The organism is Streptomyces sp. NPDC033178 (genome assembly GCF_055577685.1).
The window spans coordinates 1-15222 of record NZ_JBVIPT010000030.1 but is presented as its reverse complement, the minus strand read 5'-3'; the positions used below and the strand labels follow the sequence as shown (position 1 = coordinate 15222).

General features: G+C 69.4%; 12 protein-coding genes and 2 pseudogenes. 11 read left to right on the top strand and 3 right to left on the bottom strand.

Annotated elements, in window-relative coordinates:
• Positions 1 to 105 precede the first annotated feature (105 nt).
• A pseudogene (locus ACZ5VQ_RS45485) lies at positions 106 to 237 on the top strand (IS630 family transposase); the annotation flags it as partial.
• 127 nt (positions 238 to 364) lie between these two features.
• Here ACZ5VQ_RS45485 and ACZ5VQ_RS45480 read toward each other — a convergent pair.
• Positions 365 to 1183: pseudogene (locus tag ACZ5VQ_RS45480) on the bottom strand (IS701 family transposase); the annotation flags it as partial.
• A gap of 166 nt (positions 1184 to 1349) precedes the next feature.
• Here ACZ5VQ_RS45480 and ACZ5VQ_RS45475 point away from each other — a divergent pair.
• A complete protein-coding gene (locus tag ACZ5VQ_RS45475; RefSeq protein WP_469110126.1) occupies positions 1350 to 1754 on the top strand; it encodes a type II toxin-antitoxin system PemK/MazF family toxin in 405 nt (134 codons plus the stop codon).
• Between the two features lie 118 nt (positions 1755 to 1872).
• Here the strand turns inward: ACZ5VQ_RS45475 and ACZ5VQ_RS45470 are convergent, their stop codons facing one another.
• Positions 1873 to 3474 carry a helix-turn-helix domain-containing protein gene (locus tag ACZ5VQ_RS45470; protein WP_469110125.1) on the bottom strand — a complete coding sequence of 534 codons (1602 nt, stop codon included), beginning with the start codon at positions 3472 to 3474 and terminating at the stop codon, positions 1873 to 1875.
• A gap of 131 nt (positions 3475 to 3605) precedes the next feature.
• Here ACZ5VQ_RS45470 and ACZ5VQ_RS45465 point away from each other — a divergent pair, with 131 nt between their 5' ends.
• The 9 genes from ACZ5VQ_RS45465 to ACZ5VQ_RS45425 all read left to right on the top strand — a co-directional run bounded on the left by ACZ5VQ_RS45465 (position 3606) and on the right by ACZ5VQ_RS45425 (position 14466).
• On the top strand, positions 3606 to 5471 hold the full coding sequence (locus ACZ5VQ_RS45465; RefSeq protein WP_469110124.1) for an SIP domain-containing protein: 1866 nt from the start codon (positions 3606 to 3608) through the stop codon (positions 5469 to 5471).
• 31 nt (positions 5472 to 5502) lie between these two features.
• A complete protein-coding gene (locus ACZ5VQ_RS45460; protein WP_469110123.1) occupies positions 5503 to 6513 on the top strand; it encodes an ABC transporter substrate-binding protein in 1011 nt (336 codons plus the stop codon).
• Positions 6510 to 7553: a FecCD family ABC transporter permease gene (locus ACZ5VQ_RS45455; RefSeq protein ID WP_469110122.1), complete on the top strand. Its 1044-nt coding sequence runs from the start codon at positions 6510 to 6512 to the stop codon at positions 7551 to 7553. Before ACZ5VQ_RS45460 ends, ACZ5VQ_RS45455 begins: the two co-directional genes overlap by 4 nt.
• The gene (locus ACZ5VQ_RS45450) at positions 7550 to 8608 is read left to right on the top strand and encodes a FecCD family ABC transporter permease (protein ID WP_469110121.1); all 1059 of its coding nucleotides are present in this window, start codon (positions 7550 to 7552) and stop codon (positions 8606 to 8608) included. The genes ACZ5VQ_RS45455 and ACZ5VQ_RS45450 overlap by 4 nt, the downstream gene beginning before the upstream one ends.
• The gene (locus ACZ5VQ_RS45445) at positions 8605 to 9459 is read left to right on the top strand and encodes an ABC transporter ATP-binding protein (RefSeq protein WP_469110120.1); all 855 of its coding nucleotides are present in this window, start codon (positions 8605 to 8607) and stop codon (positions 9457 to 9459) included. The genes ACZ5VQ_RS45450 and ACZ5VQ_RS45445 overlap by 4 nt, the downstream gene beginning before the upstream one ends.
• Positions 9452 to 10648, top strand: a complete 1197-nt coding sequence (locus ACZ5VQ_RS45440) for an alpha/beta hydrolase (RefSeq protein ID WP_469110119.1) — start codon at positions 9452 to 9454, stop codon at positions 10646 to 10648. The genes ACZ5VQ_RS45445 and ACZ5VQ_RS45440 overlap by 8 nt, the downstream gene beginning before the upstream one ends.
• A complete protein-coding gene (locus ACZ5VQ_RS45435; RefSeq protein ID WP_469110118.1) occupies positions 10645 to 12405 on the top strand; it encodes an ABC transporter transmembrane domain-containing protein in 1761 nt (586 codons plus the stop codon). The genes ACZ5VQ_RS45440 and ACZ5VQ_RS45435 overlap by 4 nt, the downstream gene beginning before the upstream one ends.
• Positions 12402 to 14153: an ABC transporter ATP-binding protein gene (locus ACZ5VQ_RS45430; RefSeq protein ID WP_469110117.1), complete on the top strand. Its 1752-nt coding sequence runs from the start codon at positions 12402 to 12404 to the stop codon at positions 14151 to 14153. The genes ACZ5VQ_RS45435 and ACZ5VQ_RS45430 overlap by 4 nt, the downstream gene beginning before the upstream one ends.
• Before the next feature lie 79 nt (positions 14154 to 14232).
• Positions 14233 to 14466 carry a hypothetical protein gene (locus tag ACZ5VQ_RS45425; protein WP_469110116.1) on the top strand — a complete coding sequence of 78 codons (234 nt, stop codon included), beginning with the start codon at positions 14233 to 14235 and terminating at the stop codon, positions 14464 to 14466.
• A 407-nt stretch (positions 14467 to 14873) separates the two neighbouring features.
• On the opposite strand, the gene ACZ5VQ_RS45420 is transcribed toward ACZ5VQ_RS45425, so the two are convergent.
• Positions 14874 to 15222, bottom strand: a 349-nt coding sequence (locus ACZ5VQ_RS45420) for an ATP-binding protein (RefSeq protein ID WP_469110115.1), incomplete at its 5' end; no start/stop codon positions are given.

Genomic DNA, 15222 nt, shown 5'->3' with positions numbered 1-15222 from the left:
GCGGACATGACCACCCAGTGCCGCACCAGGCAACATTGCCCGGTCGTGATGTGACGCGCCCCTCGGGTCCGGTTCCGGGCGGCGCGTGGCCGTCAGGCTGTGCGGGTGGCAGAACGAGTACGTGTCCGTGAGATCGATGACGATCAAGGCAGACGACTTCTGCGGATCATCCACAGGGGCACTGGGTCGGTGGTGACCTGGCAGCGAACTCAGATGGTCCTGCTCGGCGCACGTGCCTACGACCCGGTCCCCTTGGACGCTTCCTCAGCCCGGATCCCCTCAGCGCCCCGTACGAGCCGCAGAACCTCTCCGCCTACAGCTACAGCGTCAACGACCCCATCAACCGCTCCGACCCAAGCCGCCCGCGGTTGCGGCGGTTCAGCAGCTGCCGGCTCCCGGGCCGGGGATCGGTGAGGTCGATGACGGCCCAGTCGTGGAAGCGGTGGCCCTTGGCTCCGGTCCCTGCGGACAGCTTCTGCCAGGCCCTCTCGGGCACCTTCCTGGCCAACATGTCGGCGCGAAACCTCCCGGCGCCTGTGGTGAGTTCGTGCGAGCAGGCCACCGCGAGGACGTAGCCGGTGCCGCGTTCCTCCAGCGCGGTGCGCGGCCTCGGGTTGCCGCCGTAGGCCTCGTCTCCCGCGACCCAGGCGGCCCGATGGCCGGCGTCGAGGAATCGGGTGACCATGCGAGCGGCCAGGTCCGGCTTGGTCGCGAACTCCGTATTGTCACCGAGGCCGGCGGCCCGGCAGCGGTCGGGATCGGAGGTCCAGGAACGCGGAACATGGAGTTCCCGGTCCACTGCGGCGTGCCCGCGGCGGCCGGCGTAGACCAGGTGGACGGCGACCTGGGCGTTCTCGATCCTGCCCGCGGTGCCGGTGTACTGCCGCTGGACTCCAACGGTGTCGGTGCCTTGTTTCACGTCGTCGGTCGCGTCGACCACCAGCACCGCCTCGTCGTGGTGCAGATGCTCCACCAGGTAGTCACTCACCTGGTCGCGGACCTGGTCGGCATCCCGCTTCGCCCTCCCGAGCAGGTGCTGCATGCCGTGCGGGGTCCTGTCCCCGGTCCACTCGGCGATGGTCCAGCAGTTCTTGCGCGGCAGGTCCGACAACAGGCCGAGTACCAACTTCCGGGCCCGGCGTAGGGATTCGACCCGTGTGAAGCGTCCCGCTGTCTGGCTCATCAGGCCCTCGAACGTCTCCTGCCAGCAGGCAGGGTCTACGCTGTGACCTGCGGCCACCGCATGATCGTTTGTCTTCACACGCCGATGATCAACGGTGGCGGCACCCGTCTCCACACCGCGTCAGGTCGCGCAGCGTCTGCCTGCCGTCCTGTGTATCGGAGGACTTGTGCAACGTGGCGAAGTCTGGTGGGTCCAGTTCGACGAGCGGAGGTTGGTCGTACTGCTGTCAGGAGACGACGCGTCCGGGTTCCAGGTGATGCAGGTCGTCGCTCCGGCGGGCGTCGACATCAGCGGTCTGGGCATCGAAGTGACGGTCGGCGCCGGTGAAGGGCTGCCGTTCGAAGGCGTGCTGCGGCTCGCGTTCCCGCGTCCAGGCTTCACCCCGTGCACGTGGCTGACCACCGTGTCCCGGGACGACCTGATAGAGCGGGCGGCCGTCCTGTCCTCCAGGAAGCTCAGCGAGATCGATGATGCCCTCCGACTCGCTGAACAAGCACAGGAGCGGACCCCGGCAACGACCGCGAAGCTCAGCGAGATAAGGGACGCCCTCCGGCGCGGTGAACTCGGGTAGACGGAGAAGGAGCCGACGCCCGCGACGGCATGGGCGATCTCGGGCGAGATGATCCACGCTGGACACCTGCCGCCTCGACGCCCCTCACCATCGAGATCACGATCCACGGCGCAGGACACTAGTTCCGCTCAGACTCGCGCTGCTGGTAGTCGCGCGGAGAGAGTCCGTGGAAGCGGGAGAAGGCGACGCTGAACGTGGGTAGGTGGGCGTACCCGATCCGGCGCGCGACGGCGCTGGGCGGCGCGCCCCCGGCGAGCAGGTCGCGAGCGATGCGCATGCGGGCGGCGTAGCGCCAACGCCCCAGTGTCATACCTGTCTCGTCACGGAAGGCGCGGTGGATCTCAGCGCAGACATCGACATCATGCGTTCCGCCGGGCTCGCCGATACGACGCAAGCACTCCATCGCGACAGCACGCGCGCGCGGATCGGTGGGCATGGGCACCGACAGCGCTCGCTGCGCGGCAACCTGTTCCGCGAACAGGTCGAGGATGTGGCGGGGGTTGTGGTCGTCAGGACGCAGTCCGGAGCGGGCGCTGATCGAGCAGAACATCAAGTAGTCGTCCCACGCAGGCGAGAACCGCACCTGCAGCGGCATTGTCAGTCGGAGGTCGCCGGTACTCGCGTTGCCCAGCGGCAGGGAGACGGAGTTCTCGCGGAGGCCGGTGACATGTTCCATTTCTGCGGGGATCCAGGTCGCCACCCCTCGATCCCGCTCGTAGCGTTGGTCGCCGATGTCCAGGTACCCGCTGCCTCGATACATCCAGCTGAGGACGTGGATGTCGTTGGTGTGCGACGGCGTGCTGGCCGCGGGCAGCATCTCGGGCGCAGCGGGAGTGTCCGTCCTGCGCATCATCCGCAAGAGTTCGTCGGTCTGCCGGGCCGCCGCCGTCCGTTGCGTCAGCCCGTTGGCGCCGGGTCGGGCGGAGAGCTTCCGTCCGAATTCGTGGGGGGTCAGTCCGAACCGTCCCTTGAAGGCCCGCGTGAGGCCGTTGCGGCTGGCGAAGCCCACTCGAGCGGCCACCTGGTCCACGTCGTAACCGGCAGAGAGGAACTCGACGGCGGCGCCGAGTCGGCAGAGCAGCCGCCACTGCTCGAACGTGAGCCCGGTGTCGGCGAGGAAGCCACGGCGAAGGGTGCGCGCGCTGGAGAGCACCCGCGCCGCCCATTGCTCGACCGTGAGGTCGAGCGCGGGGTCGCGAATCAGTTCCTCGGCGACTGCTCTGGCGCCGAGGGCTCGCGGCATCGCCGACGGGGCGAACCCCTCTGAGCTCGGTTCCCGCCCGGCCCCGACGGGCGCCGGCGAGCGCGAGCCAGGACGCCGAAGGAGCGCCTCGATCGCCTCGGGGGAGTACCCGCGGCCGCTGAACGGGGTGACCTGCAGGTTGAAGAGCTGGATCAACCAGTCCTGCCAGCCACTGGGAACGTCGAACCGCGTCGGTTCCGACACCCCCCAAGCGCCGACGCCGACGTGGGGCCACAGCGGGAAGGCGACAGTGCCCGGCTCGGTGATGACCGCCCGCTGCGCCCAGCCGTCCGCGGGAATCCAGGCGCCTTCGCCGGCCTCCAGGTGGAGCACAGGCCCGCCGTCGAGGCGCACCTGCGCCACGCCGGTGCGAACCCAGAGCAGCAGCGGTCGAGCGGGGGCATCTGCCGAACCCAACCGCGCGGCCGGAATCGGCGGCGGGTCGCCGGCACCTGCGGCGAACGAGGAGGGGTCCACCCTGTCCTAACCATGCGGCAGTCTGCGCACCCTATTGAGGGTAAGGCTTGCCTAACTTTAGCAGTGCGCGCCCTCCCGACGCCGGTGCGCGACTCCTGCCCTCGCAGCGACCGGAAAGGTCAGTTCCCCGCATGCCCAAGACCTCGCGCCGACTCACCGTGCGCCCGCCGACCCTGCGTGAGGTCGAGGTGGTCCGGACAGTCGACATCACCCCGGGAATGCGGCGGGTCACGCTGAGCGGCGAACAGTTGCGTGCGTTCACCACTGCGGACGGGTTCGTGCGGCCGGCCTTCGAGTCCCCGGGCTTCGACGACGACCTCGCGTTCTACTTCCCGTACCCGGGTCAGCGCGATCCGGTGCTCCCGGTCCAGGGTGAGGCCAAGCTGATCGTGCCCAGGGATCCTCGACCGCTGTCGAGGGCCTACACGGTCCGCCGGTGGGACCCCGAGGCCGGCGAGCTGGACGTGGACTTCGTCAAGCACGGGGTGGGCGCGGGAACGACGTGGGCCCATCGCGCCCGGCCGGGTGACAGGATCCACCTCAGCGGCCCGAGCACGTCCAAGGCGTTCCCGACCGGCGCCAACTGGTTGCTCGTGGCAGGCGACGACACCGCACTCCCCGCGATCGGCCGCCTTCTCGACGATCTCCCGCTCGACGCCCGGGCGCAGGTGTTCATTGAGATCGCCGAGGACGCCCACCGTCAGGAGCTGCGCGAGCTGCCCGGGGTCGACGTGACGTGGCTGGTCCGCTCCGGCGCAATGACCGGGACAGTGTCGCTGCTCACCGAGACCGTCCGCAGTGCGGAGTGGTGGTCTGGCCAGGCGTTCGTGTGGCTGGCAGGCGAGCACAAGGCCGTCCGGGACATCCGCCGGCACCTGGTTGAGGACCGTGGCGTGGCCAAGGAGGACATCGACTTCGCCGGCTACTGGCGTCGCTCCGAGGTCGTCGCTCTGGAGTCCGACGGGGCGGTACCCGACCCGGAGAGGACGGTCACCCCGTTCCAGAAGCTCCACGACCTGACCGAGCTCGTCGCGCCGATCGCGATCCGCACCGCCGTCGAGCTGGGCGTTCCCGATCTGGTCTCCCGCGGCGTGACCGGCGTGACCGAGCTGGCCGCCCAGGTCGGCGCCGACGAGCGCGCTCTGGGCAAGCTGCTGCGTTACCTGCACACCCTGGACGTGGTGACCGAGACAGAGCCGGGTCACTACGCCCTGACGCCGGTCGGCGACGTCCTCACTCTCGAGTTCATCGCCGACCGGCTCCACTCCGCCGGGGTGGTCGGTCGCGAGATGCTCGGGATCCACGGCCTCACGGAGTCGGTCCGCACCGGCCGGTCCGCCTACACCTCGGTCACCGGCCAGACCTTTGCAGAGGTGCGGGCCGAGCAGGACTACGAGGACCGTCACCTGGAGCGCCTGGCGAAGTTCCAGCCCGCACTGGCCGAACCGATCGCCACGTCCGGCCTGCTCGCCGGAGTCCAGCACCTGGTGATCCACTCCGGTGGTGCCGGTGCCCACGCCCGTGAGTACGTCGCAGCCCACGAAAGTCTGCGTGTGACGATCTGCGCCCTGCCCGCCCAGGCCGACTGGCTGCGCCGCGACCTGCCCGCCACGATTCCCGACGAGCAGCAACGCACGCGGGTCGGTGTGCTGGAGCAGTCCGTCTTCGAGCCCGGCCCAGCTGCCGACGCCGTGCTCGTCTGCCGCGCCTTCAAGACCCTGCCCGACGCCGACGCCGCCCACGCTCTGCGCCGGGCGGCCGAGAACCTCGTCCCCGGCGGACGGGTGCTGCTGATCGAGGAGGTCTTCGACACCGACGACCTCGACGAGCACGACGGCGAGGAAGACCTGATCGGCCTGGTCTGCCACGGCTCCGGCCTTCGCACCGCAGCGGAGCTGGACGCCGTCATCGCCCGGGCAGGCCTCACGCGCAGGTCGGCGCACACCGTCGGCCTGGGTGCCACCGTCCATGAGCTTCTCCGCTCCACCGCCGACTGAACCACTCCACACCGAGAAGAAGAGAACATCCATGAGCAACGCCCCCCTGATGAGACGCGGCACAGTCCTCGCCGCCGCACTGATGAGCGCGTCGCTCGTCCTCACCGCCTGCGGCAGTGACGGTGACGACACCGGCGACAAGGCCGCCGCGACCCGCAGCGACAAGGCCGTCGGGACCCGCAGCGTCAAGGCCGAGAACGGCACCATCGAGGTTCCCGCCGACCCCCGGCGAATCGTCACGATCGGCAACACGAACCTCCCCTTCATCGATCTGGGCGGCAAGCCGGTGGGCGTCACCGAGGCGTCCGACTCCGAGCTCAACGTGCTGCCGGAGGAACAGAGGACCGCGTACGAGGCAGCCGAGATCATCGGCGACAGCGGTGGTGAGGTGGACCTCGAGAAGCTCGCCGCCCTCAAGCCGGACCTCATCCTGGTCCAGTTCTCCTCGGATGACTGGGACAAGGTCGGCAAGCAACTAGAGGCAGTCGCCCCGACCGTGAACTGGGGGCTCGACACCGAGTGGAAGGCCTTCGCCGACGCCATCGCGGACGTCGGCAACGTCTCGGACGCGCTCAGCCGGCAGAAGGCGGAGTACAAGGAAAAGGTCGCCAAGATCCAGACGACCTACAGCGAGATCATCAACGGCACCTCGTTCGTCGACGTCTCCCGCGGAGACTGGAGCGATCCCGGAACGTTCTACATCGCGGACATCGGTTGCTCCGAGATCGCCCGGGACGACATCGGCCTGGACCTCCCCGAGGCAGCCGAGGGCAAGGACCCCCTGGCCTACGAGTCCCTGCCGTTCGAGCAGATCAGTGAGCTGTCCAAGTACGACGTGATCACCTACTCCGTCGACGCCGACGGCAAGCCGACAGAGCCCTTCAAGTCGGTGGTCGCGACCAACACCTGGAAGGCGCTGCCCGCCGTGGGCTCCGGTCGAGCGCTGGGAGTCTTCTGCCCCGGCAACAACTCCTACGGGCCCGTCATCCAGTACCTGGACTCGCTCGACAGCGCACTGGCGACCCTCCCCGGCAAGCAGTGACAGCCCTCGCCCTGGGGCAGGACGGTCCGGGCACCGAGACGGTGCCCGGACCGCGTCGTCGTCTACTCGGCCTGGCCGTCGCACTGGTGGTGCTGGTGGTCCTGCTGATGCTGAGCGTCATGATCGGGTCGACGGCGATCGCGCCGTCCACGGTGTGGGACGCGCTGTTCCACTCCTCGGCCGACACCGACCAGTTCGCGATCCGCGACTTCCGGCTGCCGCGCACGATCGTGGGTCTGGTCGTCGGCGTCGCCCTCGGTCTGTCGGGCGCGTTGATCCAGGCGCTCACCCGCAATCCCTTGGCCGATCCGGGTGTCCTCGGCGTCCATGCCGGTGCGTCCTTCGCAGTGACGGTCGCCGTGGGCCTGCTCGGCGTCCGCGACGTCCAGGGCTACATGTGGTTCGCGTTCGCGGGGGCACTGATCGTCACGCTCCTGGTGCTCGCCCTCGGGTCGACACGGCAGGGCCACTCGCCGGTGGTCATGGTGCTCGCCGGGGTCTGCGTCAGTGCCGTGCTCGGCGGCGCCAGGGAGGCACTCCAGTTGACCGACCCGGACGCCTTCGACGCGATGCGGAACTGGAACGCCGGGTCGATCGCGGGTCGCCCGCTCGAGGTAATGTGGCCGATCCTGCCGTTCTTCGCGGTGGCACTCGTCCTGGCCTTCGCGATGTCGGGCCCGCTCAACGCCCTGGCTCTGGGTGACGAGCTGGCGATCGCCCAAGGGGTCCGGCTGGTACGCACCCGTGTGCTCGCGGTGATCGCGCTCGCCCTTCTTGCCGGCGGCGCGACCGCGATCGCCGGACCCATCGCATTCGTCGGACTCATGGTGCCGCACGTGGCCCGCTGGATCGTCGGGCCGCACCAGCGCTGGATCTTCGCCTACAGCATCCTCCTCGCCCCGAGCCTGCTCCTGGTCTCCGACATCCTCGGCCGCATCGTGATGAGACCCGGCGAGATCCCCGTGGGTATCGTCACCGCCTTCGTCGGCGCTCCCGTTCTCGTCGCGCTGGTGCGGCGGAAGAAATCGAGCGGACTATGAACACGCACATTCCGCGGGTGGACTTCGGGCGGCAGGTGCTGGTGCTGAGGCGCCGGCGGTTCGCGGTACGGCTCCAGTGGCGCTCGGTCGTCGTCTGCGCGGTGCTCGCGGTCGCGGTCGCCGGTACAGCGGTCCTCGCGCTGATGACCGGCTCGTACCCGCTGAGCCCCGGGCAGGTGCTCTCCGCGCTGACCGGCCGGGAGACCGACATCGTCCACGACATCGTGGTCGAGTGGCGGCTGCCCCGGGTGGCCGCGGCGCTGGTGTTCGGCGCAGCCCTGGGGGCGAGCGGGGCGCTCTTCCAGTCACTGCTGCGCAACCCTCTCGCCGACCCCGGCATCATCGGGTTCTCCCAGGGCTCCTACACCGGCGCACTGATCGTGATCCTGGTCGTCAACGGCACCTATGCGCAGCTGGTCGGCGGGGCGTTGCTGGGCGGGATGGCCACCGCCGTGGCCGTGTACGTGCTCGCCCACCGACGGGGGGTGCAGGGGTTCCGGCTGATCATCGTCGGCATCGGCGTCTCGGCGATGCTCGGGTCGCTCAACACCTGGCTGATCCTCAAGGCCGACCTGGATCAGGCGATGTCCGCGGCGGCGTGGGGTGCCGGGTCGCTCAACGGCGTGTCCTGGGACCAGGTCGTCATCGGCGGCGCCTGCATCGCCGTACTCCTGCTGCTGGCCGGGATGTTGAGCCGGCCGATGCGGCAGATGGAGCTGGGTGACGACGCGGCCGCCTCGCAAGGGGTACGGGTCCCGTCCGTACGCCTTGGCCTGATCCTGGTGGGAGTGGCGCTGACGGCGACGGTCACGGCCGCGTCGGGGCCGATCGCATTCATCTCCCTGGTCGCCCCGCAGATCGGACGCCGACTCGCCCATACCGCCGGAATCACCCTCGCCCCCGCCGCCTTCGTCGGCGCGCTGCTGTGTCTGGTGTCGGACTACCTCGCCCAGCACGTCGCCCCCACCCCGCTGCCGGTCGGCATCGTCACCGTTGTGCTTGGCGGCGGCTACCTCGGTTACCTGCTGTTCAGCGAAGCCAGGAGACGCCTGTGAGCGCAACCCCGCCCGACACCGCGCGCCTGCGTGTGGAGTCGGCGACGATCGGCTACGACAGGCGCATCATCTCCGAGCACCTCTCGGTGGCAATCCCCGACGAGTCGTTCACGGTCATAGTCGGCCCGAACGCGTGCGGCAAGTCCACCCTGCTGCGCAGCCTGTCCCGACTGCTGAAGCCCTCGGCCGGGCAGGTCGTCCTCGACGGCGCCGACATCAACTCCTACAAGACCAGAGAGGTGGCGCGGCGGGTCGGACTGCTGCCGCAGACCTCGATCGCCCCGGACGGGATCACCGTCGCCGACCTCGTGGCCCGCGGACGGTACCCCCATCAGGGGTTCATCCGGCAGTGGACCGAGGACGACGAGCGGGCCGTGCTCAGGGCGATGCACCAGACCTCGGTCGCCGACCTGTCCGGGCGCCTGGTGGACGAGCTGTCGGGCGGGCAGCGCCAGCGCGTGTGGGTGGCGATGGCGCTTGCGCAGCACACCGACATCATGCTGCTCGATGAACCGACCACCTTCCTCGACATCACCCACCAGATCGAGCTGATGGAGCTGTTCACCGACCTGCACCACGTCGGCCACACCCTGGTCGCCGTGCTGCACGACCTGAACCACGCTGCCCGCTACGGCACCCATCTGGTCGCCATGAAGGATGGCGCGGTGGTCGCCGAGGGCACTCCGGATCAGGTCGTCACGGCCGAGCTGGTCGAGGAGGTGTTCGGCCTGCGCTGCCTGGTGGTGCCCGATCCGGTGGCCGGCAGCCCCCAAGTGGTGCCGCTCGGCCGCGAACGAACCCGACGGAAGTGCGCCGACAACATCGACGTAGAGAGTGCGAGAAGTGGCTGATCCGTTTGTCGAGAGGCTGTTGACCCGTGAGTGGAGCCCGGAATGGTTCAGACGACACCTCAAGGAGACAGGTGCGCCACTTGTCGAGCGGGTCTCTGCGGACGAGGTGGAGGTGACGTTCGTCGACGAGCCCGGAGACGACACGACGGTCACCCTCTCGGTGGTGATCGGCCCCAGGATCGGCTTCAACCCGATTGACACGGAGTTCGCCCCGGTGACGGGGACGCCATTCCGCGTTCTCACCCTGCGGATGCGTTCCGACCTGCGCTTCTCCTACGTGTTCGCACGACGCGGGCCGACGGGTGACGGCGAACGGGTTCCGGACCCGTTCAACCCGCCACCGAGGTTCTCGGAGTGCTCGGTGGAGCGGTTCTCCGGTGCCTCGGTGGCAGTGCTGCCCGACGCGGTGCCGTTGCCCTGGCTCGATCAGGCCGAAGCACGGCCGACCCCGGCAGTGGAAGCTGCGGTGCTGGCGAGTGAGCTCCTGGGAGACGAACGCCGCATCTGGGTCTCGATGCCCCCGGGAGAGTTCTCGGACGACAGCGCACTGCCCTTCGTGATCCACCTCGACGGGACGCCGGACCACAGCGCGCCGAGCGTTCGTGACGCCCTGGTCCGGGCGGGACTGGTCCGACCCTGCGCGGTGGTCCTCGTCGGCCGGCCCGCACCGCAGCGCGACAAGGAGCTGCTCTGCAACCCGGCGTTCTCCCGGATGCTGGTCCAGGAACTGCTGCCGTGGCTGCACCACCGGTATCCGCTCTCGCGGGACCCCGGTGACGTCGCGCTGGCCGGCGAGAGCTTCGGCGGTCTGTGCGCCGGCTGGACGGCGCTCCACCACCCGACGACGTTCGGCAACGCCATCCTCCAGTCCCCGTCGTGCGGCTACCACCCTGACCTCAGATGGGGCACCGGACCGGGCGAGCTGCTGCGCCGCACCCCCGTACCGACACTGATCGCCGACTACCTGGCCGTGGAAACGGCACCGGTCCGCGTCTTCCACGACGTCGGGGAGCTGGAGAGCTCGAACACCCACAGCCGCTGGCTGGACCACGTACTCATCGGGAAGGGCTACGACACCCTCTACAGGGAGTTCGCCGGCGGACACGACTACGCGTGGTGGCGAGGAATCTTCGCCGATGCCCTGCTCTGGTGCTTCCCGCTCCGCAGCGGGGATCGGAGCCAGTCATGAGGAACTCCTTGCGTTTCTCGGGCGCCGACACCGCAGGACTGGGGCGCGGACCGCTGACCCGCCGGCTGCCAGTGCTCCTGCTCGCTCCCGCCGAACCGCTCGGCGCCCGGCCGTTCGAGTCCGGGCCGGGGACCACCCCGGGCCGGTTCCTGCTGCGCGTGATCTTCTCGGTGCGGCGGATCAGCGTTCCTGCGATGCTGCTGGCGATCGTGTGGCAGGTCGGCGAGTCCGCGGTCCCGGTGGTGATGGGACTCGCGATCGACCGGGCCGTCGCGACCGGGGACGAGGGACAGCTGGTCCTGTGGCTCGGCGTGCTGGTGGCCCTGTACGTCGCGCTGACGTCGGCGGCGAGGCTCTCGCTGCGGCTGACCGCCCACGCGGTGCAGGTACTGCAGCACCGACTCCGCGGCACCCTCTCCACAGGTGTGCTGCACCCGGTCGGCGGCACCGCCCGTGCGCCCGGCGGCAACGTGGTCTTGGTGATGACGAACGACGTCGCGCGCCTGTCCAACGCGGTGACCCTGACGATCATCCCGGTCTCGAGGATCACGGCCATCGGATTCATCGCGGTATCGCTGCTGGCGACGCACTGGCTGCTCGGACTCGTGGTGCTGTTCGGGGCGCCGGTCGCGGTCTGGTCGATGGGCGTGCTCAGCGAGCGGCTCTCCCGGGACACCCGCGAGTACCAGGAGCTGCTGGCCTCCACGGTCGGACAGGCCACGGACCTGGTCACCGGCTACCGGGTGATCAAGGGGATGCGTGCCGAGGCCGAGGCGACCAGCCGGTACCGGCAGGCAAGCCAGGAGACCCTTGCAGGCGCCAGGCGCAACGCGGGCCTGCTGGGGAGGTTCCTGGTGGGCTCGGGCGTGATCAGCGGCACGTTCGTCGCTGCGGTGGTGGGGCTGGCGGGCTGGTTCGCCGTGGACGGACAGCTCAGCATCGGCGGGCTGATCACCGCCGTCGGCCTCGCCCAGGCGCTGCTGCCGCAGATCCAGGCGATCGCGAGCACGTCCATCCCCAACCTCGCAGGCGCCCGCGCCTCGTCCGTGCGTGTCCTCGACGTGCTGCGGGACAACACTACGTCGACGGCTGGGCCCGATGACGCGACCCGGCGGGACGTCACCGCGCTGCCGAAGCTCGACGTGGTCGTGCCGACCATCTCCGGGCCCGGCGTGACGATCCGGGTCGAGCCCGGCGAACTCGTGGGCGTGCGCGCCGACGACCGGACCGCCGCCCGTGTCGTCGAGGCACTGCTGGACCCGCGGCCCGAGGGAGGGGTCGAGGCGCGGCTCGACGGGATCGCGGCGCGGGAACTGTCCCCGGTCGAGTACCGCTCCCGGGTCACCGTCGCGCCGCACCGCGCCACGCTGTTCAGCGGCACCCTCCGCGACAACGTCGCCGTGATCGCCGGCGCGTCCGAGAGGGTGGACGCCGCGGTGCGAGCCGCCGCCTGCGACGACTTCGCGGCCGACCTCGACGTCCCGGTCGGCGAGGGCGGCAACCGGCTCTCCGGCGGCCAGCGCCAGCGGGTCGCGCTCGCCCGCGCCCTGGCGAGCGATGCCCCGGTGCTCGTGCTGCACGACCCGACCACCGCGGTCGACTCGGTCACCGAGCACACGATCGCAGACCGTCTGCATGGTGTCCGGGCAGGCCGCTCGACGCTGCTGATCGCATCGAGCCCGGCGATGCTCGCTGCCTGCGACCGCGTCGTCGAGCTGTCCGACGACGTACCCGCGACCGCAAGGACAGCGCCGTGAGCGGCACCTCCGCCGGGACCGAGACCGCGGCTTCCGATGCCGAGCTGTCCGGGCTGCCCGTCGCAAGCGGCCGCGAGACGCTCAGAGAGGTGTGGCGGCTCAGCCACGGGTACCGGCTCCGGCTCGCCGCGACCGGGGTGCTCGGGATCGTCAGCACCGGCGTCGACCTGATCGTTTCCGTGGCGATCGGATTCCTCGTCGACCGCGTACAGGCCGGCACCGCGGACCTCGCCACAGTGCTGACGGTCACGGTCGTCCTGGCACTCTCGGCAGTCCTCGGTGCTGCGGGCACCGCGCTGACGATCGTGCTCGCCACCCGCGTCTACCACTCCATCCTGGCCGCACTGCGCGAGGAGCTCGTGGGCCACGCGATGGCGCTCCCACAGCACCACGTCGAGCGCGCCGGCACCGGAGACCTGATCTCGCGGTCCAGCGACGACGTCACCGCTGTCGCCGACGCTGCCCCCGCCGTGATCCCGGTGCTCACCGTCACCGCCTTCACCATCGTCGTGTCGCTGGGCGGGCTCGCGGCACTGGAATGGCCCTACGCGGCCGCCTTAGCCGTCGTACTGCCGGTCTACGTGCTGGCCGCGCGGTGGTACCTGCGCATCGGACTAGGGGTCTACCGGGCCGAGCGCACGGCGATGAGCGCGCGCGCCCAGCAGATCCTCGAGTCCCAGCGCGGCTACGCCACCGTGCTCGGCTTCGGGTTCGCCGAGGAACGGCACCGGGCTGTGATGACGGACTCCTGGCGCGTCGCGCGGCAGTCGCTACGCGCACGCACCGTGCTGAGCATGCTCAATGCCCGGCTCAACGTCGGGGAGTGCATGAGCCTGGCCGCCGTACTCGTCGTCGGCTTCGTCCTCATCGACCACAACGTATCGACCGTCGGCGGCGCCACCACCGCGATGCTGCTCGTGCTGCGCTTGCTCGGACCGGTCAACCAGCTGCTGCTGGTCATCGACACCCTCCAGTCCGCCCTCGCATCGCTGAGCCGCATGATCGGGGTCGTCACGATTCCGATCAGCTCGTCGGACGTCCCGGCGCAGGCCGCGAGCACCGCCGTACAGCTCGACGAGGTTTCCTTCCGCTACAGCGAGGGGCCGCGAGTGCTCGACGACATCACCCTCGACATCCCCTCCGGTCAGCGCGTGGCCGTCGTCGGCGTGTCCGGGGCAGGCAAGACCACGCTCGCCGGCGTGGTCGCCGGCACCCACCTACCTGAGGCCGGGACGGTGACTCGCCCCAGCCGTACCGCGATGATCACCCAGGAGGTCCACGTCTTCGCGGGCACCCTGCGCGACAACCTCACCCTCGCCGCGCCCGGGGCCACCGACCACGACCTCCATGCAGCGCTCGAAGCCACCGGCGCTGCATCGATCCTCGATGTTCTCCCCGACCGGTTGGACACCCTGATAGGCGTCGGCGGACACCCGCTCACCGACGCACAGGCGCAGCAACTTGCGCTCACCCACTTGCTGCTCACCGACGCTGATCTGGTGATCCTTGACGAAGCGACCGCCGAGGCCGGCTCCGCCTACGCCGGACAGCTCGACCGCGCTGCTGATGCTGTCCTCGCTGGGCGCACCGCAGTCGTAGTCGCGCACCGTCTCTCCCAGGCAGCAGCCTGCGACCGGATCATGGTGATGGAGCGCGGCCGGATCATCGAGACCGGCACCCACGGAGAGCTGGTTGATGCCGGTGGTGTGTACGCCGGATTGTGGACGGCCTGGGAGGCCGCTCGGTGACAACAGCATCACCAGGCCAGGATTCGCTGCAGTCCGCGGAGCTTGCCGGTTCGGCGGTGCCCGCGCGGAGTGCGGCGAGGTGTTTGCGGACGACCTGGCGGCTGCCGCGGTAGTCGCGAGCCTGGATCTCCAGGAACAGTCGGGTGCCGCTGACCTGGCCCTGAGCTTCCGTGAAGCGGGTGTTGAGGTATGCCTTGAACGGCGCGCGAGGCTGTCAGCCCTCTCCGGCGTCATTCGCCGCACGGTTCCCGGCTGGTTGGGGGCTGGGTGCGACATCATGGGCTTTACGGGCGATATCTTGACGCTGAAATGACGCTCGTGGCGCTCATTCGACGCTCGTTCTGATGGGGTGTCAGTCGTGCTTCGCTGCTGGTCAGGCGATTTGATGCGTCGTCCGGCTGAGGGTACAGCTGACAGTTTCGTGAGTAGTTGTGCCCAGCCGCATATGCGTAGCACTCGGCAGGTGCTTGGTCTCCTGGTGGTGCAGGCCACAGGTATCCGTGGCCCTCGGCGTGGGTCAGTGAGCGGTGCGCCAGGTGATGGAGGCGGGGAACCTGTCTCGGCGAGGACGTCGAGGGGTGGCTTTAACGGCTGGTAGCGGCTCCACTCTTCCGGCCTGAGTTGGCTCCAGCTGAAGATCGAGTGGAGGAAAGTTCCGGTTTGAATCGGCTCCGGTCTCCGGGACCGGGTGGCCCCGGAGTATCGGGTCTGGAGTGGGAGTTATGTGCCGTTCTTCTGTTGCCTGGCCCTGGTCTGTGCCAGCCGGTAGGACTCGGGGCCGGATTCGATGATCGCTCCGTTGAAGGTGAGCCGGTCGACAATGGCTGCGCAGAGCCTGGGATCGGTGAAGGTCCGGGTCCAGCCGCCGAACGATTCATTCGAGGCAATGGCGACACTGCTCTTTTCCTCACGCTCGGTCAGAACCTGGAAGAGCATCTCAGCTCCGCGGCGGTCGAGTTCGAGATATCCCAGCTCGGACCTTGACCCTTGATCTTGGACACACGAGACACTAGATCTTGAGGATCTGAGAACGGACATCTCGTGGTCATGAAGCACTACCCGCCGGAGT

What these genes read in the sequence shown, in the direction of transcription:
- ACZ5VQ_RS45465 (WP_469110124.1), top strand. Translation starts at nt 3,606, where the DNA reads ATGCCCAAGACCTCGCGCCGACTCACCGTGCGCCCGCCGACCCTGCGT.
- ACZ5VQ_RS45460 (WP_469110123.1), top strand. Translation starts at nt 5,503, where the DNA reads ATGAGCAACGCCCCCCTGATGAGACGCGGCACAGTCCTCGCCGCCGCA.
- ACZ5VQ_RS45450 (WP_469110121.1), top strand. Translation starts at nt 7,550, where the DNA reads ATGAACACGCACATTCCGCGGGTGGACTTCGGGCGGCAGGTGCTGGTG.
- ACZ5VQ_RS45435 (WP_469110118.1), top strand. Translation starts at nt 10,645, where the DNA reads ATGAGGAACTCCTTGCGTTTCTCGGGCGCCGACACCGCAGGACTGGGG.